Raw genomic sequence first — 21,579 nt, forward strand, 5'->3', positions numbered from 1 at the left:
GTCCGGAACTGCTCTTTGAGCTTTTGCTTCATTGCCTCATAATCGAGGCTTCCAGGATTGTTGTTTTCCATTTTCTGTGTTTTAAAGTTAATTACTTAACTCCTGACACAGTTTATTTTACACTCTCTGCCGGAATAAAAGGCGGTTTTCCTTTTCACCGGCAATTATGACTGAATTGAAAATGGGTGGGTATTTACATTCTCAGTGAGCGTCTGTGTCTTTGTGATTCCTGTTCTTCTTCGATTTTTAAGTATCCTTCTTTATGCGTGAGGAACGCATTTCTTTGGGTCAGGAATTTCTCCATTTGATTGAAATCCTTCTGGTGAACCTGGCTGCTGAATGTCCAAGCCTTCTGCAACATTCTAATATAAGCATCGCCTTCCCTTTGCTTAGTCAGTTTCTTAATAGTACCCATGTAATCTTCGCGGTACACAGTCGGGATGATGATCTTCGATAAATTTTTTGAACTAAGTTCTGCGTTCATCATAACCCTCGCTATTCTGCCATTGCCATCAAGAAACGGATGCACCTCACTTACAAGGAACATCATGTAAGCAGCTTTTGCGAATGGATGTCGAAGGATGCTGTACCATTCATATCCTTTCTTAAGCGTACCACGAACCAATTCCTTGTCTACAAATTCCGTGTTGCCTGCACGATTATTCTTGTCTTTAAACTCACCGGGATTTTTTGATGTTCTGGCGCTTAAAAGTATTGCGTGCCTTTCTTTTAGCAGTGTAAGAAAATGATCGGCTGATGTTGGGGTGACGGCCATTTCCTTTCGGTTGGAAACAATTTGATATGTTCCCAAAATATCATGTGAATCTTCGTCCCTCGCCGGTATCGGCATTTCAGTGGCAATTATCTTTTTTGCCTCATCAATCGTGAATTCGGTCCCTTCTATATAATTGGAAAAGTATCCTTCAAAAAAAGCGAAGTTCTGATAGGATTGAATAGTTTGATTTTCTTCCGGATAATCCGGGTATTCTTTCCTGACCAGTTCATAATACAAAGACTCAAACAATTCAACTCTATCGGGATCTACCGGTTCACCCAGCACTCTTGATTTTGCAACCGAACTGACAAGATTTTTGGATAGTCCTGTACCAAGCATTGCTGATATTAACTTGCTTAACTCCTCGGCTTCTTTTTGCATTCCTAATTCAACGGAAATTTCCTTTGCCTTATCTCTAACCTGGTTCAGTGCTTCTTCTCCTTTTACCCGGATGAAAGATTCTATTTTTTCCTCCAGTTCCTCCCGTGATAGTGTTTTGGTTTCTTCGCCGTTTCCTTTTGTTCTTTGAAAGTTTTCAAGATATGCTCGCGGAAGGCTGGAAATTCTCAGGTTCCCGAAAAACAAAGAGTCATCTTGAAGCGGCTTGGGACCGCTGATAAAATGAAGTGTGAGGCCTGGAAGTTCAACCACACTTCTTTTGTCGCGAGTAAGATAAAGATGGCCGTTAGGGGTGGGAACATGATCCAATGCGCTTCGATGGCTTAACTGTGCATCCGGAAACAAATCGGAGATTAAATGAAACCAATTGCGGCGAATAATTTTTTCCGGCGCATCGGTCAGATTGGATGTATATATTCTCGGCGCTATTTTACGTACCAAACCATTCTTCTCCAGGTTTCCGATTTCCTTTGAAGTTTCGGTCGTGCCAACTATAATTTCACGCAACTTATTCATGGTAATTTTTTTCGCAAAAACGGATCAGGAAACTCGAAAAAAGGTATTTTTTTCTTCCAAAAAGACTATTTTCGGAAATAATTTTAGCCAAATATAAATATTTTCTGCCAAATCGCCAAGGCCCGGTTACTTTCTACCAGTTCCAGTTGCCGCTTCTCTTTTCTTTTCACGGGCAAGACAAACTGAATCGGCAACCCTCAATAACTCTTGTTCTGCAGCAATTGTATTGCCGGTAAATCCATCAGGATCTTTCTTATATAAGCTGTCTATCTGTCCGCATATTTGCATAATCCTGTTACTGCCATACGCTTTCAAATACCGGTATTTGATGTCATTTTCTCTATACCGGGACAAGTTGCTGTATGTATTAACCCAGCCCACTATCAGTAGTGATGCAAGTAATGCCAAGGTGGCGGATATCCAGATACCCTTATGAAGGGTGTGTTTGTATTCAACTTTAATGTCCTTTAAAGCCGACAGTCTTTGATCCAGGTTTACTAAATTCTGGTTAAGTGTGTCGAGTTTATTCCGGTCAGGTACATGCTTTAATCGTTCTTCCTGAACCTCTCTTTTGAAAGCTGCTATTTCGCGGGTAATGACCGACAAATCAATGGCAGGTTTTTGGCCAAGTGCCGCATGCAAAAGCAGCTCCATTCCTTCCAGCTTATCGACAATAGATTGCATCAACAATTGAGACATGTCTTCACTGTTCACTTTCAGCTCGTGGTTATCCATATTAAAGTCTGTGTTGTTTACGGTTCCTTTTTAAGAATTCTGATGGCAATTGATTGTACTCTTCTTCATGTTTTAGTAGTTCTCTGGCAATATCCAAAGCATGTGAAATCGCCCAGTCTTTCGCAGTGCCATGGCTTAATTGATGCTCTTTTACTGAACGCTGGCTTTGCTCCCGCCGCTGACCAAGTTGCTTTATTATATTACCATAGGAAAACGATCGGTCTATTTCAGAACCTTTATACTTGTAATCCCCTTTTACAAAGCTGATCCCTTGTACCTCATTTGTCTTGCCCTTGTATTTATAAACCATTCCGATTTTTTCCTTTTCCAATCTAGCTTTGAGCTCCTCAAATGTTCTGCATTTAGGGAGCGCATCATTCAATGCCTGAAATATTTCATAACGGGTAGCATCGTAATCGTTCAGACGTTCCATTTTCGTTCGCTGTAGATCTTTCTTAACAGCCGGAATCAAACCATATTCATGTGTCAACTGCTGAGCAATTTTTTTGCCACGGAAACCGATGAAATTATCTTTGATTGTGCGACCATCATTATCAACCCGGTTGAACAAAATATGTACGTGTGGGTTGTCCCTATCCTTATGCCTGACAATCAGAAATTGTGTGTTTGAAACCTGCATTCTTTTAAGATATTCAAGACAGATTTCGGCCATCGTTTGATCCGTTAACTTTTCACCGGCACACCAGGATAAAATAATATGTTGAACTGGGGATTTCAAGTTGGGATTTAACCGCCTTTGTGATTCAAAATCTACAGCCGTTAACTTATGATCATAGTCCCTTATCCCCTCGGACAAAATCACCCCTGCCCGCATACGATCAGCACATAGATACCGGCAGGCGCCAGCGAAAGTTTTACCCGGTTTGATAACCTTACTGATCATCGCGAAGTCTATTTAAAATCTCGTCCAGTTCTACTCTTATTTTCTCAAAAAAGAGAAGTGCAGTAAGCAATCCTTTTTGGTGTGCGAGCTTGGTCATTTGATTGATATTATTCGCCATCCCTGCCAGTTGTTTTTCCAGTTGTTTATCCGCCGGTCGTGACCGCGCCTTTACATATCCTTCGAGGGACATTGATCGCACATATACAGTGATTTTCATGTTTGCTTTCAGTGCCTTCTGTTTAACAATAAAGTACTCGGCTCTGGTGAATCTGACACCAGTTGCTGCATCTCTTTTCACCGCTTTTTTAGGTCTTCCACTTTTGCCATTAGCCATTTCTCACAAATGTTTGTTGCATTATTTCCCTTTTGCGACCAACGGGAGAAAAAGCAAGCGGTAGCGTTTTTGTGTAACAAAAACACCGCTTGCTTACAAAAAAATATCATCTTCTAATCCCTCTCGAATGGCGCAATTCCTGCGCTGAATTTTCACTCATGTGCCATTCACTCAAATCTTTGAACCCTTTGTAGGCATGGCTTTGGTCCTCCACCTTGCCTGGATTTCTTTTCTGAGCTTCTGCCACACATTTCCGACCAGCCGTATCTGTGTCAAGGAACAAGTGAATCTGGTTGTGTTTTTCCTGTAACAAAAGACTGCGGGTGAAAAAAGAAAGGGAGTTTAAAACAAGCACATTGGTTGTTTGTCCTGCAGATCCAGTAATTGTCTGCCAGCTAAGAAAGTCGAAAAACCCTTCGAACACTGAAATTCTGTTGGCGGAGTTGTCAAACCATGTTACATATTTCGGCGAACTGCTGCCTTTAAAATTTTCTGACCGTAACTCATAACCACCAGCCGTATTTTTAAACCCGATCGCCCTATATCTTTTGCCGTTGTTTTCATAGACAACTTCTTTGCAGAATTTCTGAGCAGTTGACTGACTTATTCTGCGCTTCTCCAAATACTCTAATAACGACCGGTTTTGCAACGGTTGAATTACATCAATAATTGACAGGCGATTTTCGACCGGAACAAACGCCGGTTGTGAGGCCTTTTCAACAAGGCTATTATGCAAGCTTGTTACTGACGAAAGTTTTATCAATGCATCTGACAATCCGCAGCTAAAATATCGCATTGCAAAATCCACCGGCTTCCCACCAATTCCCTCGCTATGATCGTACCAGATATTACGGGAGATATTTACTTTGAATGAGGCGTGGTGCTCCCCTCGAAATGGAGATCGATACCAATAGTCATTACCCCGAATTTTATCCGGCGCGTAATCAAGCAACGCGAGAAGCTCAACCATGCTGGTCTTGTTCGCCTGTTCACAATTCATACCGCAGGATTTTGCGTCGGTGCTTGTAACTGTGTTTGGCGGATGACAAGCTCAATATCTGCACGGGAAAAGTAGCGCCGCGAACGGATCTTGAAACTTCGCAGTTTGTTCTGCCGAATCCAGGCGTAGAGCGTTGGCTTTGAAACACGAAAAATTTCACAGACCTCGGTAGCTTTCAGCAAGGTCCTTTCTGGCATGTCATTGACGGAAGGAGGATCAACATGTAAAGTGGCAAGTTTTGCATCTACGACTTCAGACACAACAATCTTGATCTGCTTCCAAAATTCTGTTGGAGCATAGGGGAACAACATAGGGGTTTCCTGCATACATCACGATTTATCAATTTCACAAAAGGTTAGCTGGTATATGAGCAAGTTAACAGAAGTAATATGCAGGACATCCAAGTGGGTGTCATAGTGAGGTGAAGAAATTTGCGTCAGCAGAGAGGAGGAATGAAATTGACAGCCAGATACGGCAAGTAGGGTTAACCAGTTCAGTTTTGCTTTTTCCATTCTACACATCATTTCCTATCACACAATCAATCGACATGTAAAGTTATGGCGCTTTAGGAATACAAAATGTTACTTGCCCGAAATTTGGGCGGGTAACATTTGATGGCTTTAACAATCGTATGGTAAAATACGCTGCATAGGAGTGGTTGAACGGTAAAAAAAAGTAAAGGGACGGAAAGTTGAGAAAAGTAAATGTGATTAAGTCTACTTCCAAGACTCAATTATTCAATTAATATTTAACAATTATCCTTAGTGGTATCGACAACTTTCTCGGTAGTTGATGACCGTAGATCAAATGAGCGAATAAAATTTAATTAAGGGAACGATATTCATTTGGTGAAACACCAACCTTTTGTTTGAATAACCGGGTAAAATGCTGCGGATATTTGAATCCCATCTCTAGTGCTACCTGGTTAACCGATTTATTGATATCGAATATCTTTTGCTTGGCGACGGCGATGATCTTGGTTTGAATAAACTCCTGCGCAGTTTTACCGGTTTCTTTTTTTATTAGATCTCCAAAATAATTAGGTGAAAGATTCAGTTCCATTGCGCAATAGGCTACGGATGGCAAACCGATTGAAGAAGGTTTGTCTGAATTGAAATAGTTATTAAGCAATGTTTCAAACCTCTCCAAAATGCCTTTGTGAACATTATCCCTGGTTATAAACTGGCGATCGTAAAATCTAGTACAATAGTCAAGGAAAAGGATGATGTTGGCAATGATCAACTTCTTACTATGCTTATCAATATTATTATCCAGTTCATATTCGATTTTCGCAAAGCATTCCATAACGATCGTTCTTTCCTTTTCCGATAAATGAAGTGCTTCCCTGGTTTCGTAGCCAAAAAAAGAATACTCTTGTATGTGACGGCCGAGTGATGTTCCGGCAATCAGATCCGGGTGGAAAAGCAATCCCCAACCTTTGGGCTGGTAGGCTTCCTCGTTGTAGGCAGCCGTCAACACCTGGCCCGGTCCGAGAAAAACAAGTGTTCCTTCCTGGTAGTCATAGGTGTTCTTTCCATAGGCGAGGTCACCACATTTCACATCCTTTAAAAAGACGGTATAAAAACCAAACAGGGCCGTAAACCCGCCATGTCGTGGATCAGCTTTGGAAAAGTCTACAACACTCACTAACGGATGTTTTGTCTCGTTTTTGTTGAAAGCATTGTATTTACTAATCGTATCAAAATCAATTATTTGTTCCATTTCCATCGGTTTTCTATCCAAACTTAGCCATATCTCCACTTTTATAAGTCATAAAAGCCCCAAACCTGTAATAATGGTAGAACAAACCGTAATCCATCTTCCGGTTGGCGCATAATGGGCAGGAACTTTGTACTGTAAGTAATAAAAGACCTATGCAAAGAGTAATCTTAAATAACGGGGTGGAAATGCCGATTCTCGGATTTGGTGTGTTCCAGGTGAAGGATCTGGCGGAGTGTGAGAGGAGCGTGATGGACGCTATTGAAACAGGCTATCGCTTGATTGATACGGCTCAGTCGTATGAAAACGAAGAAGCGGTTGGCAGCGCCATTAAAAAGAGTGGTGTAAAAAGAGAAGAGTTATTCATCACTACAAAATTGTGGATACAATCCAATGGCTATGATGGCGCTAAAAAAGCGTTTGAAAAATCCATGGAAAGACTGCAGCTCGAGTACCTCGATTTATATCTCATTCATCAACCTTATGGTGATGTTTATGGTGAATGGCGGGCAATGCAGGATCTGTATAAAGCCGGAAGAATTCGCGCCATTGGTGTAAGCAATTTTCATCCGGACAGGTTAGCCGACCTGATCATCCACAATGAGATAGTTCCGGCAGTTAATCAAATTGAAACACATCCATTTCATCAGCAAAATGAAACGCAACAATTCCTTGCTGAAAACAAAGTTCAGATTGAATCCTGGGGACCATTTGCCGAGGGAAAAAACAATCTCTTTCAAAACGAACTCCTTACCTCTATCGGGCAGAAATACAATAAATCAGTTGCACAGGTTGTTGCTCGCTGGCTTACACAAAGAGGCGTTGTGGCAATCCCGAAATCAGTACGCAAGGAGAGGATGGAAGAAAACCTCAACATCTTCGATTTTGAATTGAGTATTGATGATATGGATGCAATTAAAACTCTTGACACGAATGAAAGCCTGTTCTTCGATCACCGTGACCCTAAAATGGTGAAATGGCTTGGTGAAAGAACGCTTAATGATTAGTTGAATTTAACAAGAACACAAATGCAAAAAAGAATATTAGGACAAAGTGGACTGGAAGTATCTGCCCTTGGATTAGGGTGTATGGGACTTAGCTTCGGATATGGTCAGGCAACAGACAAAAAAGAGGGTATTGCATTGATACGTGCCGCCTTTGAAAAAGGAGTTACGTTTTTCGACACTGCCGAAGCGTATGGACCATTTGAAAATGAAGAGTTACTAGGCGAAGCTCTTCAACCATTTCGTAGGGATGTTGTGATTGCAACAAAGTTTGGGTTTAAGGATGGAAAAACTTCTTCAGGTCTTGACAGTAGCCCTCAAACAATACGGGCAGTTGCAGAGTCTTCCCTAAAGCGTTTACGAACAGATGTTATCGATTTGCTTTATCAACACCGCGTGGACCCGAATGTTCCCATTGAGGATGTGGCAGGAACCGTGCATGATCTTATTAAAGAAGGCAAGGTGAAACATTTCGGTCTTTCGGAAGCAGGTGTTCAGATTATCCGGGCAGCACATGCGGTTCAGCCGGTTGCCGCGTTGCAAAGTGAATATTCGTTGTGGTGGCGTGAACCGGAAAAGGAGATTTTACCTGCACTGGAAGAACTCGGGATAGGATTCGTTCCTTTCAGCCCGCTGGGTAAAGGATTTTTAACCGGTGCAATTAACGAGAGCACCACGTTCGATAAAGCAGATTTTAGAAATACCGTTCCACGTTTTTCTGAGGAAAACCGAAAAGCAAATCAGGCATTGGTAGATCGACTTGGCAGCATCGCAAATGTTATGGATGTAACACCTGCACAGATCGCTTTGGCTTGGCTGCTTGCACAAAAACCTTGGATCGTGCCGATTCCGGGAACAACCAAAATCCACCGGCTAACAGAAAACGTTAGGGCTGCCGATATCGTACTCGATGCCCAGGATTTGAAAGAGATCAGTGATGCTCTTGCCGAGATTGAAATTGTCGGCAGCCGGTATTCCGAACAGGCCCAAAAAATGATAAACCGATAATCTCCATTCTAAAACCATCAACATGAGAAAAACAATTATCTCCATCATCACTTTTATCGCGTGCATACAATTATCTCATGCACAGGCGAAACTCCCTAATTCGCCAGCAGCTATGGTTTCAAAAGAAGAACAGGAAATCCTGGATATCTCAAAAAACAAATGGACATGGATGGCCGACAAGAATGTTGACGCTTTGAATGAATTGTTTGGTGAGAAATGCGTGTTCGTTCACATGGGTGGTAGCTGGGGTAAAACACAGGAGTTGAATACAATCAAAGGTGGTGGCATCTGGTATAAGAAAGCAGAAGTGTATGGCGCATCCGTGAACTTTTTTGGAAACACCGCCATCCTGCTAAACGATATTGATTTATTGGCATCAGTCGGCGGGAACGATGTGGTTCATGCATTCATGGTTACAGAAGTTTATACCAAAGAAAATGGCAAATGGAAAATGGGCTCACTTACTTTTTCAACACTCATCCGTCCAGTAAAAATGAAACAGCCTTAATCGGCAATTAAATCCAATGAGAATATGAATCGTCGCAATCTGATAAAATCTGGTCTAACGCTTGCTGGTACATCGTTACTTGCATCAAACAGTTTTGCCAATAAGCTAAAAGAAATATCCCCCGAAACCAGTGCGACGCCAAGCCATCGAAAGCTTGGCGGCAAACTGGAAGTTTCAAGTATTGGTTTAGGTGTGCAAAATATGCATCGCACCTACCAGACCACCATTCCTTCACGCCCTGAAATGATTAAGATTATCCGGAAGGCTTACGACAGCGGTGTTACATTGTTCGATACTGCGGAAGCCTATGGCCCTTGGGAATGCGAAAAAATACTTGGAGAAGCCCTTCAGCCTTTCCGGAATAAAGTAGTCATTGAAACAAAGTATGGTTGGAACATTGATCAAAAGACCGGTCAGCGTTCGCCTGGTACCAATAGCAAGCCCGAGCAAATCAGAGCGGTGGTTGAAGGGATGCTGAAACGACTTCGTACGGATCGCATCGACTTGTTATACCAACACCGTGTTGATCCCACCGTTCCAATTGAAGATATAGTTGGTACAATCCAGGATCTGATCAAACAGGGAAAAGTTTTGCATTATGGGCTTTCCGAACCGGGACTTCAAACCGTTCGCCGCGCTCATGCCATTCACCCCGTTACTGCAATCCAGAACGAATATTCGCTGTTATGGCGTGGACCGGAAAAGGAAGTGCTTCCACTTTGTGAAGAACTGGGTATTGGTTTTGTTTGCTGGAGTCCGCTAGGTGTTGGGTTTCTTACAGGAGCCATTGATGAAAACACCCGTTTTGCCGCAGGCGATATCAGGGGCATTGAAGAAAGATTTTCACCGGAAAACCTGCCTAACAATTTAGCTCTTGTAAAATTGCTCAAAAATTGGGGCGCACGAAAGAACGCAACTCCCGCGCAACTCTCGTTGGCGTGGCTTACAGCACAAAAGCCATGGATCGTACCTATTCCTGGAACTACGCAGATGTCCCACTTACTGGAAAATGTTGGGGCTGCCGATGTCAAATTCTCAGCCGATGAATTAAAACAGTTCAACCAGGAATTAAATGGAATCACAATAAAGGGGCTGCGCTTGCCACAAGCTGTTTTGAACTATTCAAACGTAGAAGCACCACGGAAATAAATAAACAAATTCAATCAATCCTAATCTGTAAATACAACTGCCATGAGAAAAATCTGCCTGTCGCTGATCGTTTTACTGACCTGCTCCCAACCCTTTGCTCAACGAACTTTGGAAAAAGCATGGGAATCTGATTCAGTGACGTTAAAAGGACCGGAATCTGCTACCTACGATCCTAAGTCCAATTCTATTTACGTTTCAAGTATGAATGCCGGGAGCATTGTCCGGATGGATGTAAATGGGAGAATAATCAAAAGCGATTGGGTGACCGGCCTTACATCTAACAAAGGATTGGGTTTTTACAATGGGCTGCTTTATACGGCGGAAACAGCAGCCGTGGCAGTGATCGACATCGACAAAGCAACGATCATCAAACGCATACCGATTGAAGGTGCCGGAATGCTTAATGATCTGGAAGTGGATGCCAAGGGAATTGTTTATGTAAGCGACACCCGAACCAGCAAAGTACATAGAATCGAAAACGACAAAGCCAGCGTTTACCTAGAAAATATCGCCGGCGCGAATGGCTTGATGGCTGTTGGTGATGATCTATATGTTGTGGGTTCTGCATCCTTTCAAAAAGTAAACGCCAATAAAGAAATTACAAAAATTGGTGAGGGATATGAAAATGGTCTTGATGGTATTGTAATGCTTTCAAAGAATGAATTCATATTAAGCAATTACCGTGGTATGCTGTACTATGTAAATGCAGATGGTAATAAACAGGTATTGCTCGATACTCGTGCAAGCCGAATCATGGCCAATGATATCAGCTACAACAGCAAAACAAAAACATTGTATGTTCCTTCGTTTAGTAGCAATAGAATTATTGCCTATACGGTAAAATAAACCACTTGCGAATCATCATAAACCAAACAAACAAATACTCATGAACAAATTACGATTGATACCTGTAGCGGCAGCCTTTACCGGTCTCGCTTTTCTTGGGAACACAAATAAGGATACGATCACTGATTTACCTAAGGCAGACAGTTCCGCAACAGCAATAACTGCTAAAAGCACAACGCTTCCTTTGAACAAAATCAAGTTACCTGCGGGATTTTGATCCACCTACTTATCAGCAGACTTTGAAATAGAGTTCTCCATAAAGCCCAAAAGTGACTCACTGTATTTCTTCTTCATATCGTCTTCAAAGCTGTCAAGATAATGAGCCGTAGTTTGTACCGATCGATGGCCAAGAGATTCCGAAATAAATTCAACGCTTGCACCAGATCTTTTTAATACAGTCGAGAATGAGTGACGTGCGGTGTAAGTCGTTAGCGGTTTGTCAAACTTCAGTTCGGTTGCAATAGATTTTAAACCTTTGTTGATTCGCCAAATCAGATCTTTAATCCGCTCTCGCTCTTGCGCTGAAGTCAGCCCCGCCTCTAGTATCGGAAATATATAGTTATCCTTTGTTTTGTTCCAGTTGCCCCACTTCTTCATAATTAATCGGATGTCATCATTCATCACAACACTTATCACTTTTGGATTGCCCCGCATTGATCGGATGGTTTTTGCTCTTTCGAAGTGTATAAAGTCACCGGAGATATCCTTGTACTTTAGCCGCGCAATATCCGCCATATTCATCCCATTAGCGAAATAACTAAATAGCCAATAGGCCTTTGCTTTTTCCTCTTGTGGTGTCTTCGTCTCATAGTGATATATCCTGCCAATATCCGCCAACGGAAGCGCCTTCTTGACGCTTTTACCTGTGGGCACCTGGTAGCGACGTTTGGTAAAAGGATAATATTCCTTCGAAATTAGATTCCTCTCTATTGCTTCGTTAAAAATTGCACGAAGTGCGCGGGTGTAAATTCCAACAGTAGTTATTGAGTTCCCTTGTTCCAGCATCCATTCTTCAAATTTGTATAGAAAGGTTGCATCAACATCCTCAAACCGAAGTCGTGGTTTAAATTTGAGCAGTTTTCGAAGACCTACTTTGTAGCTTTCCGCAGTACCGATGCGGTCTTGCTGCCTGAACCGCTCGATCACTTCATTAAATATTGTCTCTACAAAAGATCCGTCAAAAGATTTTTGGAGAAAGCGCCGTTCGAAAGCCGGAAAGTTAAACGGCTTGATATCTTTTAATAGATACACCGCCTTTGACTCGGCTTCGGCAAGAATTTCCTTTCTTTCCTGCAACTCCGCCGGTACGCGTGTCATAAAAATGCGGTTAAACTCTGCTTCGGTTAAGTTTACCCCGGTTTCATAATATTTCGACCGGCGATCGCTGGTTATACGGACTTTAACCGGGTACGTTCCGGTAACTTTTTCCCGTCTGGTATCATGGAACAATTTAACTGTAATCATAGGACCCCCTGATTTTTAGGCATCGGTTTGTGAATAGAGGTGGCTGAAATTTGCAAACAAAATGGCCTGAATTTGGGGGTCTTCCCAAGGGAAAAGTGCCGAAAAGTGTGCAAACAATTTGCAAACAAAAGTACATTAAGCCGGTTTTTGACCGGTAAAGGTGGAGTGCTAAAAATTCGCTAAAACCCTTACTGGCAAAGGGTTTCAGTGAATTTAGGTAACGTTCGGTAAAGCTGAGAAAAGGGTAAAAATCGCTCTCATAATCAGGGGGTCCCAGGATCATGCCCTGGTGGGCCCACAAAATTTCGCGAGAGTGCCGGATCTTCCGGCACTTTTTCGATTTTATAGATATAGTTGTCTTTTTGGTTGTCTATTATATTTATAAATAAAATTATCGGCTTCCGCGATTTTGACAGATACTTCAATTCCCGAAAACTACCCAATTCAAGCTTATTTCTTCTTGGGTGTTACGTTTTTTCACCTTTTCGATGATTGATTTTCTGTGTGCTACTCCACACATGAAAACTGCCCTATCGAATTCATTACTTTTACAATAAGAATAAATGTTGCGAAGCATTGAGTCCTCATAACCATCAATAGCCTCTCTAGCTTTAATATTCAGTTTCTCATCATTTAAAAGACTGCTTTCAATTATGCGCATTTCTTCCTGACGCATAATACTTTCTTTACTATTAAGAAATTGAAACCCATATTCATTAGCCAAAAAATTAAAATCATCAAGCAACTTTCGGAGCTCAATGTTCTCAGGAAGCGAGCTATATTTTTTTTCAAAAGCGTCTGACATTTTATTATCAAGTACAGGGATATACTTATCAGAGTATTTCTGAATTGCTGCTATTTCCAATTTATTATGAGGTACTTGGAATTGTGAGAAATTAATCTGTTCATACTTGGAATAAGACCCATCGAGAGCTTCCAAAAAAATAACCTCGGGGTTTACTTGTTCTATAATCTTATGCAATTCATCAGCATTGCATTTTCCAATTTCTTTGTGAACTGTGCTAATGAAAGTAATTTTATGCATATTTCTTGATGATCAATAATGAATAAACAGAATTGTCAGATTATACGCTAAGCTAGCCGCAAAGTCGATTCAACTTCCGGAAATTTTAGAATTCTTTCCATTTGGCTAAAATGTATAGCTGAGGCAATGTAATGAGCCGCCCATTTTTGCTAATTGATCGCAGTTGATCGTTTTTACTTCAAACCCTAAGTTGGTGAGTATTTCAACATTCTGCGTATTATAATACTTGGTTTCTTTAGCAGTTGGTAAAGTGTATTCTGGCAGAATGATTGTTCTATTCAGTCGTAGGAAATTTATGTAATTACCTCTTGCTGAATAAAGGCAGGCTTTTTTGTTCTTCCGATAACATTCACAGGGTACGATTTCATCAATAGGGCGATCATAGAGATCAATCACTTCAAATTTTTCCTCTTCCAGCCTCTTTCTTATTGTGTAGAGAAAATCAATGTCCGATTTTAAGAAAGGTAGCGAAGGGTAATTGGAAAGTAGGACTTTATCTTCTCCAATGAAATTTATAAAGCCATCTGTGTGACCGATTGTATCTGTTTTACTTCTTTCAATTATTTCAGGACGTAGGGAAGTAAAGTCCTGCAGCATATTCACGATTTCCGACTTGGATAGCTCACGATTGTCTTCCAATATCTTATTGGTAAGAAATACGGTTGTTGAGTTATTGGAAAAATTACCACCATCCATTATTAATGGTAGATGCAATATTTTCTTTTGTAAGCACTCCTTTACAATTATCCTCGATTGCTTATTTAGCTGTTCGAAATAATCTTTATGCCGGTAGTGGGTGCAGTACTGAGGATGGTAGAATGGCTTAACCACTGACTCCCTAGTATTTATTCCAATACAATCCCGCAGCCAGATTTCATCCCAATTCTTGATCCCAATGGTATTCACCTTCTTGTACTGATACCTACTTTCCAATTTTTGGCAGGTAGCCTTGTTATTTGTCACCAGCCAAAGTTGAATGTTGTTTGGTATCAGGTCAATTAGCGAATCGTAGAACGATGTCAGAGATTCGTATTCGTTGTAGAAACGTTCAGGATAGGCGAGAATAAGATTCTGAACGGTTGAATAGTCTGTATAGACCATTTGCAATAAAATTTGTGGCGCGAAGGTACGAAGGGGTTCGTTGGAGAGATTTTAAGTCTTTTTTCTCGATTTAAACGGCATTAAGTATAAAGGCTATTATTGCATTTTTCGCAAGATTAGTCTTATCGTTTTTAGGATTTATGTAAATTTAAGCACGATAGTCTACGTCAGCCACAGGTCTCCCCCCACTCAACTCTCGCAGATACATTATTAAACATAAATAAATCCAAGCCTTCTATCCATCGCAGAGATAGTTATAACTAATTCTGATATATGAAAGGGCAATAATAATAAAACAACCAAAATGACTCCAGAAAATTTCACAAGTCATCTTGCATTTGAAAAATTGCAACAACTTCAGCAGATACTTACTTCCGATGCTGCAAAAGAAAAAATTCCAGTCCCAGACGCTGCCTTTTTTGACATTGCATACAATTACATAATAGATAGGCTTAAACTCACCATTCCTATTTTATTACCAGAGGCCGAAATGACATCCTTAGCGAATGAAATTGATGCAGGTATGGTTCAGATAAACTCGTACTTAGGCAATAATAATACTGGACACGTTAGTAACGCTATAAATAACTTCAATTCTGTTATTACCAGGGTTAGGAATTTTCCACTCCCATTGTCAACTGGAGATTTTGATTTTTCAAAATCAATCGCAAGCTTTCAGCAAGCGACACAAACCGGGTACGAAAGTATAAAAGCTGCTAACGAAAAACTAATTCTGGATTTAGCTGAAGCACAAGCCAATCTTGATGCAAAACAAAATCAACTTACTGCAGTCGAGCAAAAATTAACTGCGAAAGAGGTAGAAATTCAAAATGTGCTCGGCCGTTATAATACGGAGTTCGATTCACTAAAAACTACCGCTTCAACTGATATAGATCTCGAGAAAAAGAAATTTAACGAAGTGATAGATGCGGATAGAAAACTCTATAAGGAACAATTTGATGCGGATAAAGCAGCAAATATAAAATCCTTTGAAGAACAAAAAGCACAGTTTGAGAAACAATCTTCAGACACTATCAACAGCTTAAATTCTAAATTAGCCGAAGCAAATAAAATCGTAAACATTGTGGGCAATGTAGGTGTTACAGGTAATTATCAGAATATAGCTGACGAAAACAAAAAAAGCGCAGATAATTTTAGGTCGATAGCTTTAGCATTTATGATAATAATGTCTGGCCTATTAATTTGGTCAATTATTGAGATAAGCAAAAACGGTGAGTTTAACCTTTATAAATCATTAGTACGAATATTGGCTGCAGCGGTTCTTACTTATCCCGCCGTATATGCGGCAAGAGAATCAACTAAACACAGAAAGTTAGAAACACAAAACAGGAACCTTGAACTGGAGTTAGCTTCTATTGGACCATTCATTGAATTGTTGCCAGAAGACAAAAAGCAAAAAATAAAAGAAGAATTGGTAAATAAGTATTTTGGCAATCAGTCGGTTGTTGCTGACGTGAAAGGCGAAGAAGATGTTTCTGTTAATGCCCTAGAAAGAATATTTAAAGCTGTTTTACCATTTATCAAAAAGTAAGCAAACTAATTTACTAATCAGAAGTTGATTTATGAGCAACATTTATTTCTACAAGGGAAGGGAAAATGTATTAGCAAAAGGCAGAAGTGGAGATAATGACCCTTCTGAATCAGAGCTATTAAAAAAAATACAAGATGCTTTTACAAAAGTACTTGATGGAAAAAATCTTTCCTTTTTATTAGGATGTGGTTGTTCTTCTCACTATGTGGAACGAGATAAAGATGATGGGAAAAAGGAAAAAGTTGACATTGGAATTCCAACAATGGTTTCCCTTGCCAAAGAATTTTATACTAAAACACTTACTGCTGATGATAAATCTTGGCTAAACATTAATCTCAAACTGAATATTGAAGCCGATGGATTCAAAAACAATCTGGAAAAATTCTTAGGGACACTTCATAGCCTTTATTTTTTTTATGAAACAACTGGGCAGGAGAAGGAAAAGACTGCCATTACAATTGCGGCGATAATAAAACAAGCAAGAGATTTTTTGTTAAGAAAATGCCTAAATGAGACAAATAGAAATTCAGCCAATGACAAAGAACTAATTGAAATTTATGAGTCATTTTATAGAAAGCTTTTATACAGAAATTCTAATCTTCCTAAGCCAAATGTTTTTACGACCAACTATGACCTGTATTCAGAACTTGCCTTAGACAAATTAGGAATTCATTATGTAAATGGATTCTCTGGTGGAATAAAGAAATATTTCAATCCCACTATTTTTAATTACGCTTTGGCAGAAAAAATGGATTTATCACAAAGCAAATGGAGTGTCATTGACAATTTTGTCTATCTCTACAAAATTCATGGCTCACTCAATTGGATTCAAGATGAAGAAAAGACAAAACTTTTCAGAGTGCGAGAAATCCAAGAAACGAGCTATGACAACTTGGAGAAGCAAAAAGTAATAATGATCCACCCAACTCCACTAAAGCAAAATGCGAGTATGGGGAGTCCATATTCAGATTTATTTCGAGAATTTCAGAAAAAGTTGATGCAGAACAATAATGTTCTGATAACCCTTGGCTATAGCTTTAGCGATGAACACATAAATAATTTGATTTATCAAGCTTTTACAATTCCATCTTTTCGCTTAATTGTTTTAGGAGACGAAAATACGAGTGATGACATTAAAAGACTTCAGTCTCTCGATGATCCAAGGGTTTGGATTATTGGCGGTGAGCTATCGGATAAAAGTAAGCTTCATTACTTTAAAGGATTTGTCGAGCAGATTCTACCTGATTTAAGTAATGATGAAATAGATCAAAAAATCGAAAACGCAATTAAAAAACTTTTTGATAGAGAATGAATAAAGAGGATAAGCAAAGGGTAATTGGCAAAATAGTAGCCATTAATTCTGATCGATTTACAGTCGAACTGTTAAGTGGCATTGATAATTTTAATGTTAATGGCTTTGACGATATTCACTATTTCGCTCAATTAAATAGTTATGTAATACTGCCTTATCAATATTATTATATTGTTGCTGAAGTAGCAGGCGTTAGAGAAAAGGATTTAAATCTTCCTTTTAGCAACCCTACAGAACAATTCTTGAGTAAGGTGAAATCAGGAAAATTTTTGGAAGTCCTTCCAATCGGAACTTTAAAACCTCAAGAAAATGATCCGAACAGTTATAATTTTGATTTTGGCGTAAGTGTTTATCCAGCACTTTATACAGATGCGCTATATATAAAAGAAAAGGAATTAGATGCAATCTTTAATGTCAAAAATCAGGAACAGACGATTTGCCTAACACCACGTCTACATAAGAAAAAATGCGATTGTAGCATCAAAAGGTACACGACCCTATCAATAGGGAAGTCGACAATTTTCCCTGACTATGATGTAAAAATTGATATTGATAAATTTTTTTCCAGTCATTCAGCGATTTTAGGAAATACTGGAAGTGGGAAATCGTGCACAATTGCCTCGATGCTTCAAGGCTTATTTCGGTTCAAGGAATATAGTGCAACTGGTAGTTCATTTGTAATTTTTGATGTGAATGGGGAATATAAACAAGCTTTTGGAAAATTAAGGGATACAAATTCGGATATTGAAATTAAAAATTATAGTTTGGACTCAAGCGAGGACGAGGACGTAAACCAATTTGTGTTACCACATTGGTTTTTGACAATAGATGAATGGGCATTGCTATTACAAGCAACTGAAAAAACACAACAACCAATTTTAAGAAATGCTCTCGGACTTGCATCGATATTTACCGCCGATGAAGATGTGAGAGAGTTAAAAAACCACATTCTTGCAACCTGTATAACACAAATTTTAAGAGACGAGAGCAGTAGCCCATCTAAAAAAGATAGAATAGTTTCAATTCTTCAGAAATTTAATACTGATGAAATTTCCCTGTCCAAAGCATTTACATATACAGATGATGAAGGAAGCGAGCAAGATCAAATTTATATTGATAGAGGAATTCGGCTTGATTGCAATATTCGAAATTGTTTAACCGTTCATTTTGGTGAGATTAAAGGCTTGGCCCAGTTAATTTACTATTTAGAACAGACTGACGTTGATGGTGATCCTGTTTTTATAGTGGACAAGTTTAAGATGCCAATTTATGAAAGAAATCAAAAATTCAGTTTTGAAATTATTGAAGACGCTGTCGACTTGGCACTACTCTACGAAGAAGCCCATGGCAATCGTCAGATTCGAGATTATTGTTCAACATTAATCACACGAATTAAAAGCATTAAGGATAGAGATGATTTTAACTTCATCAAGCAGGATAAGGCAAATTTTGAATCGTATAGGCGTAACATATTGGGGTTAAATAAAAAAAGAGATGATAAAAACATTACTAAAAAGCAGCAGATCATCATCTTAGATCTAAGTTCAGCAGAAGATGAAATCGTGGAGGTGATTTCATGTGTTATTTCCAGGATAATTTATGAAGCAATAAAAGATTTTCCTGTTAGAAATTCATATCCAGTAAATCTAATCTTGGAGGAAGCGCATAGGTATATTTCTGATTCTCCTATTGGTTCATTCTTAAAAGCAAATCGCATTTTTGAGCTTATAGCCAAAGAGGGGAGAAAGTTTGGAATGTTGCTAATAATTTCATCTCAACGACCCAGTGAACTCTCAAAAACGGTACTATCTCAATGCAGTAATTTTATTGTCCATCGAATACAAAATCCCGAAGACCTTTCCCATATTAGGCAGATCACTCCTCATATTTCTGAAACAATACTAAGAAGGATGCCTTCGATACCAACCCAACACGCATTAATTTTTGGACATGCGGTAAATCTACCAACGACTTTCAAAGTTAACGAAGCAATTCCTAAACCAAAAAGTGATAATAATGAGGTAAGCAAAAATTGGTTCAAACCTAAAGATCATATTGTTTACAAAATTTAGAAAGAATAAGGTCAGCCCTATTTCATTACAGTAGAAGACAAATAAATTTAAAATACGATGAGTTTAGGAAATTATCTCTCTAAATCAGATGGTCCTTATTCAGAAATTTTCTATGATTTTTTGCCTGAAGAAATTCAGAAACTTGCTGTCATCTTGAAAGAAAATGGGTATGTAAAACACATGTCGTTCATCAATGAGAATCTTGACGACATTCAGAAGTATATTTCCTTGTCACCCTCTCAACGACAACAAAAGAAATGGAAAAATCACCCAAACAGTCTCTGGATAAGATTTTCTGCACTTCAGTTGAGCGCAGCGACAGTTAAATTAGTTTCAGGCATATACCCCATTTCTTATATTGTTGATGGTGGTTCTTACAGAGAATTCCACTCTATCGTTGCAAATGGGTTATCAGTCCTTTTATTAAGCCATCCATTTACATATTATCCTTTTTCTGATAAGAATCCATTTTTTAAAGACGATGTGTAAGTCATAAATCGAAGCCCCATAGATAATATTAAGGCATAACTGCTAATCGCAATACCAAACAAACTTATGAATCCGATTGAGGGTAAGCTATACTCGCCATTTCAAAGAGAGAAGTGGAATCCATTTATCAAAAGAAATCCCGATAGTGAGCGAGGTTTTGATTTTGATCATACAACAGAAATTGTTTGGGAGAGGCATAATGCGACTGTAGCTAAAATACGTTCAAATAGTGGGTTTCCCGTAAAAAGCTTTCGCGAGTTAATTGAAGAGGTCGCGATTGTAACGATAAGAAACAAAACTTATGAAATGTTTTATAGGGGTCAAACAAATGATTATAAAGACAGCCAATCTGCATATTACCTGATGATTTAAAAATGCTTAGTGAATAGTTACATGTAACTGATGCAATACTTCTTTTGGAGAGGTGAATCTCTTTCCGAGCTTCGCATAAAAAGCAATGAATCAAGAAGAAATCAATGATCTAAAAAGAGTACTTGAGGATTTTCAAACGGAAAGGGAAAATAAGCATCTGCGTAGGATATTTATTATTTATCTACAATCTGAACACGAAAACCTACCGATTGATTTTTCGGAAGTGCTTATTGATTTAGAGCAGCTTTTTGACATTTTAGACCTTATGGCAAGTTGGAATAGAACCCAATCACTGACAATTGAATAAAATTGCACGGAGGATTTGGAGGAAGGAGGAATCTAAAAACTTCTTTTAACCGCCTTTAGCGTTTGATTTTGAAATCAACAATGGTTTTTAGGTCGGTTTTCAAGGCCTCGGCAATAACAAATAGGGTAGATACTGTGGCATTGATTTCCCCCCTTTCAATGCGCCCTACCTGTGATAATGGGATTTCAGCCTCATTCGCCAGGTCTTCTTGAGAAAGACCCAGTTGCAGCCGCAGTGAACGGATATGGTCACCGAGAGCTTTGGCCAGTTTCTTATTCTTAACATTTATCACAAGCCCAAATTGGGCTAATTGTTTCTCTCAAAAGGACGCATATATGCGTTATTTTTACTTAATAAAAACTAATTATGAAGCTATTGTACATTGTAGTCTTAATCGCGGTATGTCAGACAGGAAGTGGACAGGTATTTGATTTGTCTACAGGTCAAAAAATATTGTCAACTGGTATCGACCTCATTTCGGCAAAGAAATTATTGGCGAATAAATACAATTTTCATTTAACTGGCGACACCACTTACTCTGGGAACGTAAACTGGGTTTTTGAATCAAAAAGTGAAAATAAGTATGAGCTAATACTTTTATACAGTACTGCGTTTCATCAAGTTGACTACATTCAGTTTTTTGACAACATAAATCAGGCAGCGAATTACAAGCAATTAATTCAAAAGATGGGGTACTCGCCTCAAGGAGTTAAGTACTCGAATGGTGGGCGAATTGCTATGCATGGTTATCAAAAAGGGAAGCTGTTATTTGTTATTGAATTAGGAGGGGAGCCGGGTAGGTGTAAAATGCATTTTAGCAAATTGGAAGACTAACATCAGGTGTAGAAGTTAAGAGTTGATCTGACAAATGGGATTAAATTTAAGTAACAACACTTATTTAATAACCCCAAAATGTCAGATCATGAACTCTGAAACTAAGTTAATCAAATCTCGCGTAGGCCTTCTGA

The 21,579-nt window shown here is 39.2% G+C and carries 24 protein-coding genes; 13 read left to right on the top strand and 11 right to left on the bottom strand.

The genetic code is table 11. The features are described 5' to 3' along the window. Positions 1–193: 193 nt before the first annotated feature. From GWC94_RS00020 to GWC94_RS00050, 7 genes are all read right to left on the bottom strand, one after another. Positions 194–1,690 (bottom strand): Fic family protein, encoded by a 1,497-nt coding sequence (locus GWC94_RS00020; RefSeq protein WP_161832958.1) that lies wholly within the window; start codon positions 1,688–1,690, stop codon positions 194–196. Positions 1,691–1,816: 126 nt separating this feature from the next. Further along, positions 1,817–2,425: a hypothetical protein gene (locus tag GWC94_RS00025; RefSeq protein ID WP_161832959.1), complete on the bottom strand. Its 609-nt coding sequence runs from the start codon at positions 2,423–2,425 to the stop codon at positions 1,817–1,819. Position 2,426: 1 nt separating this feature from the next. Then, positions 2,427–3,329 carry a relaxase/mobilization nuclease domain-containing protein gene (locus GWC94_RS00030; protein WP_161832960.1) on the bottom strand — a complete coding sequence of 301 codons (903 nt, stop codon included), beginning with the start codon at positions 3,327–3,329 and terminating at the stop codon, positions 2,427–2,429. Further along, the gene (locus GWC94_RS00035; protein ID WP_161832961.1) at positions 3,319–3,663 is read right to left on the bottom strand and encodes a plasmid mobilization protein; all 345 of its coding nucleotides are present in this window, start codon (positions 3,661–3,663) and stop codon (positions 3,319–3,321) included. Before GWC94_RS00035 ends, GWC94_RS00030 begins: the two co-directional genes overlap by 11 nt. Before the next feature lie 106 nt (positions 3,664–3,769). Then, positions 3,770–4,663, bottom strand: coding sequence for a toprim domain-containing protein (locus GWC94_RS00040; RefSeq protein ID WP_161832962.1), 894 nt, complete (start codon positions 4,661–4,663; stop codon positions 3,770–3,772). Continuing rightward, positions 4,660–4,989 carry a helix-turn-helix domain-containing protein gene (locus GWC94_RS00045; RefSeq protein ID WP_161832963.1) on the bottom strand — a complete coding sequence of 110 codons (330 nt, stop codon included), beginning with the start codon at positions 4,987–4,989 and terminating at the stop codon, positions 4,660–4,662. The genes GWC94_RS00040 and GWC94_RS00045 overlap by 4 nt, the downstream gene beginning before the upstream one ends. 496 nt (positions 4,990–5,485) lie before the next feature. After that, positions 5,486–6,385: a helix-turn-helix domain-containing protein gene (locus GWC94_RS00050; RefSeq protein WP_161832964.1), complete on the bottom strand. Its 900-nt coding sequence runs from the start codon at positions 6,383–6,385 to the stop codon at positions 5,486–5,488. Between the two features lie 152 nt (positions 6,386–6,537). Here GWC94_RS00050 and GWC94_RS00055 point away from each other — a divergent pair, with 152 nt between their 5' ends. The 6 genes from GWC94_RS00055 to GWC94_RS00080 are packed head-to-tail and all read left to right on the top strand — an operon-like array spanning position 6,538 to position 11,114. Beyond that, on the top strand, positions 6,538–7,389 hold the full coding sequence (locus GWC94_RS00055) for an aldo/keto reductase (RefSeq protein WP_161832965.1): 852 nt from the start codon (positions 6,538–6,540) through the stop codon (positions 7,387–7,389). 21 nt (positions 7,390–7,410) lie between these two features. Then, positions 7,411–8,394 carry an aldo/keto reductase gene (locus GWC94_RS00060; RefSeq protein ID WP_161832966.1) on the top strand — a complete coding sequence of 328 codons (984 nt, stop codon included), beginning with the start codon at positions 7,411–7,413 and terminating at the stop codon, positions 8,392–8,394. A 22-nt stretch (positions 8,395–8,416) separates the two neighbouring features. Then, positions 8,417–8,902, top strand: a complete 486-nt coding sequence (locus GWC94_RS00065; protein ID WP_161832967.1) for a nuclear transport factor 2 family protein — start codon at positions 8,417–8,419, stop codon at positions 8,900–8,902. Between the two features lie 24 nt (positions 8,903–8,926). After that, positions 8,927–10,051, top strand: coding sequence for an aldo/keto reductase (locus tag GWC94_RS00070; protein ID WP_161832968.1), 1,125 nt, complete (start codon positions 8,927–8,929; stop codon positions 10,049–10,051). A 42-nt stretch (positions 10,052–10,093) separates the two neighbouring features. Further along, complete coding sequence (locus GWC94_RS00075) at positions 10,094–10,897, top strand: SMP-30/gluconolactonase/LRE family protein (RefSeq protein WP_161832969.1); 804 nt, start codon at positions 10,094–10,096, stop codon at positions 10,895–10,897. Between the two features lie 40 nt (positions 10,898–10,937). Further along, positions 10,938–11,114, top strand: a complete 177-nt coding sequence (locus GWC94_RS00080; protein WP_161832970.1) for a hypothetical protein — start codon at positions 10,938–10,940, stop codon at positions 11,112–11,114. 5 nt (positions 11,115–11,119) lie between these two features. Here the strand turns inward: GWC94_RS00080 and GWC94_RS00085 are convergent, their stop codons facing one another. From GWC94_RS00085 to GWC94_RS00095, 3 genes are all read right to left on the bottom strand, one after another. Further along, positions 11,120–12,361: a tyrosine-type recombinase/integrase gene (locus GWC94_RS00085; RefSeq protein ID WP_161832971.1), complete on the bottom strand. Its 1,242-nt coding sequence runs from the start codon at positions 12,359–12,361 to the stop codon at positions 11,120–11,122. A 421-nt stretch (positions 12,362–12,782) separates the two neighbouring features. After that, positions 12,783–13,406, bottom strand: a complete 624-nt coding sequence (locus GWC94_RS00090) for a hypothetical protein (protein WP_161832972.1) — start codon at positions 13,404–13,406, stop codon at positions 12,783–12,785. A gap of 105 nt (positions 13,407–13,511) precedes the next feature. After that, positions 13,512–14,507, bottom strand: coding sequence for an agmatine deiminase family protein (locus GWC94_RS00095; protein ID WP_161832973.1), 996 nt, complete (start codon positions 14,505–14,507; stop codon positions 13,512–13,514). Positions 14,508–14,811: 304 nt separating this feature from the next. Between GWC94_RS00095 and GWC94_RS00100 the strand changes: the two genes are divergently transcribed. From GWC94_RS00100 to GWC94_RS00125, 6 genes are all read left to right on the top strand, one after another. Beyond that, complete coding sequence (locus GWC94_RS00100) at positions 14,812–16,059, top strand: hypothetical protein (RefSeq protein ID WP_161832974.1); 1,248 nt, start codon at positions 14,812–14,814, stop codon at positions 16,057–16,059. 31 nt (positions 16,060–16,090) lie between these two features. Next, complete coding sequence (locus tag GWC94_RS00105; RefSeq protein WP_161832975.1) at positions 16,091–17,371, top strand: SIR2 family protein; 1,281 nt, start codon at positions 16,091–16,093, stop codon at positions 17,369–17,371. Next, positions 17,368–19,443 (top strand): ATP-binding protein, encoded by a 2,076-nt coding sequence (locus GWC94_RS00110; RefSeq protein ID WP_161832976.1) that lies wholly within the window; start codon positions 17,368–17,370, stop codon positions 19,441–19,443. Before GWC94_RS00105 ends, GWC94_RS00110 begins: the two co-directional genes overlap by 4 nt. 57 nt (positions 19,444–19,500) lie before the next feature. Beyond that, positions 19,501–19,932 carry a hypothetical protein gene (locus GWC94_RS00115; RefSeq protein WP_161832977.1) on the top strand — a complete coding sequence of 144 codons (432 nt, stop codon included), beginning with the start codon at positions 19,501–19,503 and terminating at the stop codon, positions 19,930–19,932. 66 nt (positions 19,933–19,998) lie between these two features. Further along, positions 19,999–20,304 (top strand): hypothetical protein, encoded by a 306-nt coding sequence (locus GWC94_RS00120; RefSeq protein WP_161832978.1) that lies wholly within the window; start codon positions 19,999–20,001, stop codon positions 20,302–20,304. 85 nt (positions 20,305–20,389) lie between these two features. Continuing rightward, the gene (locus GWC94_RS00125) at positions 20,390–20,611 is read left to right on the top strand and encodes a hypothetical protein (RefSeq protein WP_161832979.1); all 222 of its coding nucleotides are present in this window, start codon (positions 20,390–20,392) and stop codon (positions 20,609–20,611) included. Positions 20,612–20,666: 55 nt separating this feature from the next. Here GWC94_RS00125 and GWC94_RS16725 read toward each other — a convergent pair whose 3' ends face one another. Next, the gene (locus tag GWC94_RS16725) at positions 20,667–20,903 is read right to left on the bottom strand and encodes a helix-turn-helix domain-containing protein (RefSeq protein WP_161832980.1); all 237 of its coding nucleotides are present in this window, start codon (positions 20,901–20,903) and stop codon (positions 20,667–20,669) included. A 74-nt stretch (positions 20,904–20,977) separates the two neighbouring features. On the opposite strand from GWC94_RS16725, the gene GWC94_RS00135 reads away from it, so the two are divergent. Beyond that, positions 20,978–21,445, top strand: coding sequence for a hypothetical protein (locus GWC94_RS00135; RefSeq protein WP_161832981.1), 468 nt, complete (start codon positions 20,978–20,980; stop codon positions 21,443–21,445). Positions 21,446–21,579 lie beyond the last annotated feature (134 nt).

The sequence above is a fragment of the Sediminibacterium soli genome, from assembly GCF_009939225.1.
GTDB classification, from domain to species: Bacteria; Bacteroidota; Bacteroidia; order Chitinophagales; family Chitinophagaceae; genus Sediminibacterium; species Sediminibacterium soli.

Bases quoted from the DNA above. Each gene is read 5' to 3' on its own strand.
- GWC94_RS00020 (WP_161832958.1), bottom strand. From the start codon at position 1,690: ATGAATAAGTTGCGTGAAATTATAGTTGGCACGACCGAAACTTCAAAG.
- GWC94_RS00025 (WP_161832959.1), bottom strand. From the start codon at position 2,425: ATGGATAACCACGAGCTGAAAGTGAACAGTGAAGACATGTCTCAATTG.
- GWC94_RS00030 (WP_161832960.1), bottom strand. From the start codon at position 3,329: ATGATCAGTAAGGTTATCAAACCGGGTAAAACTTTCGCTGGCGCCTGC.
- GWC94_RS00035 (WP_161832961.1), bottom strand. From the start codon at position 3,663: ATGGCTAATGGCAAAAGTGGAAGACCTAAAAAAGCGGTGAAAAGAGAT.
- GWC94_RS00040 (WP_161832962.1), bottom strand. From the start codon at position 4,663: ATGAATTGTGAACAGGCGAACAAGACCAGCATGGTTGAGCTTCTCGCG.
- GWC94_RS00045 (WP_161832963.1), bottom strand. From the start codon at position 4,989: ATGCAGGAAACCCCTATGTTGTTCCCCTATGCTCCAACAGAATTTTGG.
- GWC94_RS00050 (WP_161832964.1), bottom strand. From the start codon at position 6,385: ATGGAACAAATAATTGATTTTGATACGATTAGTAAATACAATGCTTTC.
- GWC94_RS00055 (WP_161832965.1), top strand. From the start codon at position 6,538: ATGCAAAGAGTAATCTTAAATAACGGGGTGGAAATGCCGATTCTCGGA.
- GWC94_RS00060 (WP_161832966.1), top strand. From the start codon at position 7,411: ATGCAAAAAAGAATATTAGGACAAAGTGGACTGGAAGTATCTGCCCTT.
- GWC94_RS00065 (WP_161832967.1), top strand. From the start codon at position 8,417: ATGAGAAAAACAATTATCTCCATCATCACTTTTATCGCGTGCATACAA.
- GWC94_RS00070 (WP_161832968.1), top strand. From the start codon at position 8,927: ATGAATCGTCGCAATCTGATAAAATCTGGTCTAACGCTTGCTGGTACA.
- GWC94_RS00075 (WP_161832969.1), top strand. From the start codon at position 10,094: ATGAGAAAAATCTGCCTGTCGCTGATCGTTTTACTGACCTGCTCCCAA.
- GWC94_RS00080 (WP_161832970.1), top strand. From the start codon at position 10,938: ATGAACAAATTACGATTGATACCTGTAGCGGCAGCCTTTACCGGTCTC.
- GWC94_RS00085 (WP_161832971.1), bottom strand. From the start codon at position 12,361: ATGATTACAGTTAAATTGTTCCATGATACCAGACGGGAAAAAGTTACC.
- GWC94_RS00090 (WP_161832972.1), bottom strand. From the start codon at position 13,406: ATGCATAAAATTACTTTCATTAGCACAGTTCACAAAGAAATTGGAAAA.
- GWC94_RS00095 (WP_161832973.1), bottom strand. From the start codon at position 14,507: ATGGTCTATACAGACTATTCAACCGTTCAGAATCTTATTCTCGCCTAT.
- GWC94_RS00100 (WP_161832974.1), top strand. From the start codon at position 14,812: ATGACTCCAGAAAATTTCACAAGTCATCTTGCATTTGAAAAATTGCAA.
- GWC94_RS00105 (WP_161832975.1), top strand. From the start codon at position 16,091: ATGAGCAACATTTATTTCTACAAGGGAAGGGAAAATGTATTAGCAAAA.
- GWC94_RS00110 (WP_161832976.1), top strand. From the start codon at position 17,368: ATGAATAAAGAGGATAAGCAAAGGGTAATTGGCAAAATAGTAGCCATT.
- GWC94_RS00115 (WP_161832977.1), top strand. From the start codon at position 19,501: ATGAGTTTAGGAAATTATCTCTCTAAATCAGATGGTCCTTATTCAGAA.
- GWC94_RS00120 (WP_161832978.1), top strand. From the start codon at position 19,999: ATGAATCCGATTGAGGGTAAGCTATACTCGCCATTTCAAAGAGAGAAG.
- GWC94_RS00125 (WP_161832979.1), top strand. From the start codon at position 20,390: ATGAATCAAGAAGAAATCAATGATCTAAAAAGAGTACTTGAGGATTTT.
- GWC94_RS00135 (WP_161832981.1), top strand. From the start codon at position 20,978: ATGAAGCTATTGTACATTGTAGTCTTAATCGCGGTATGTCAGACAGGA.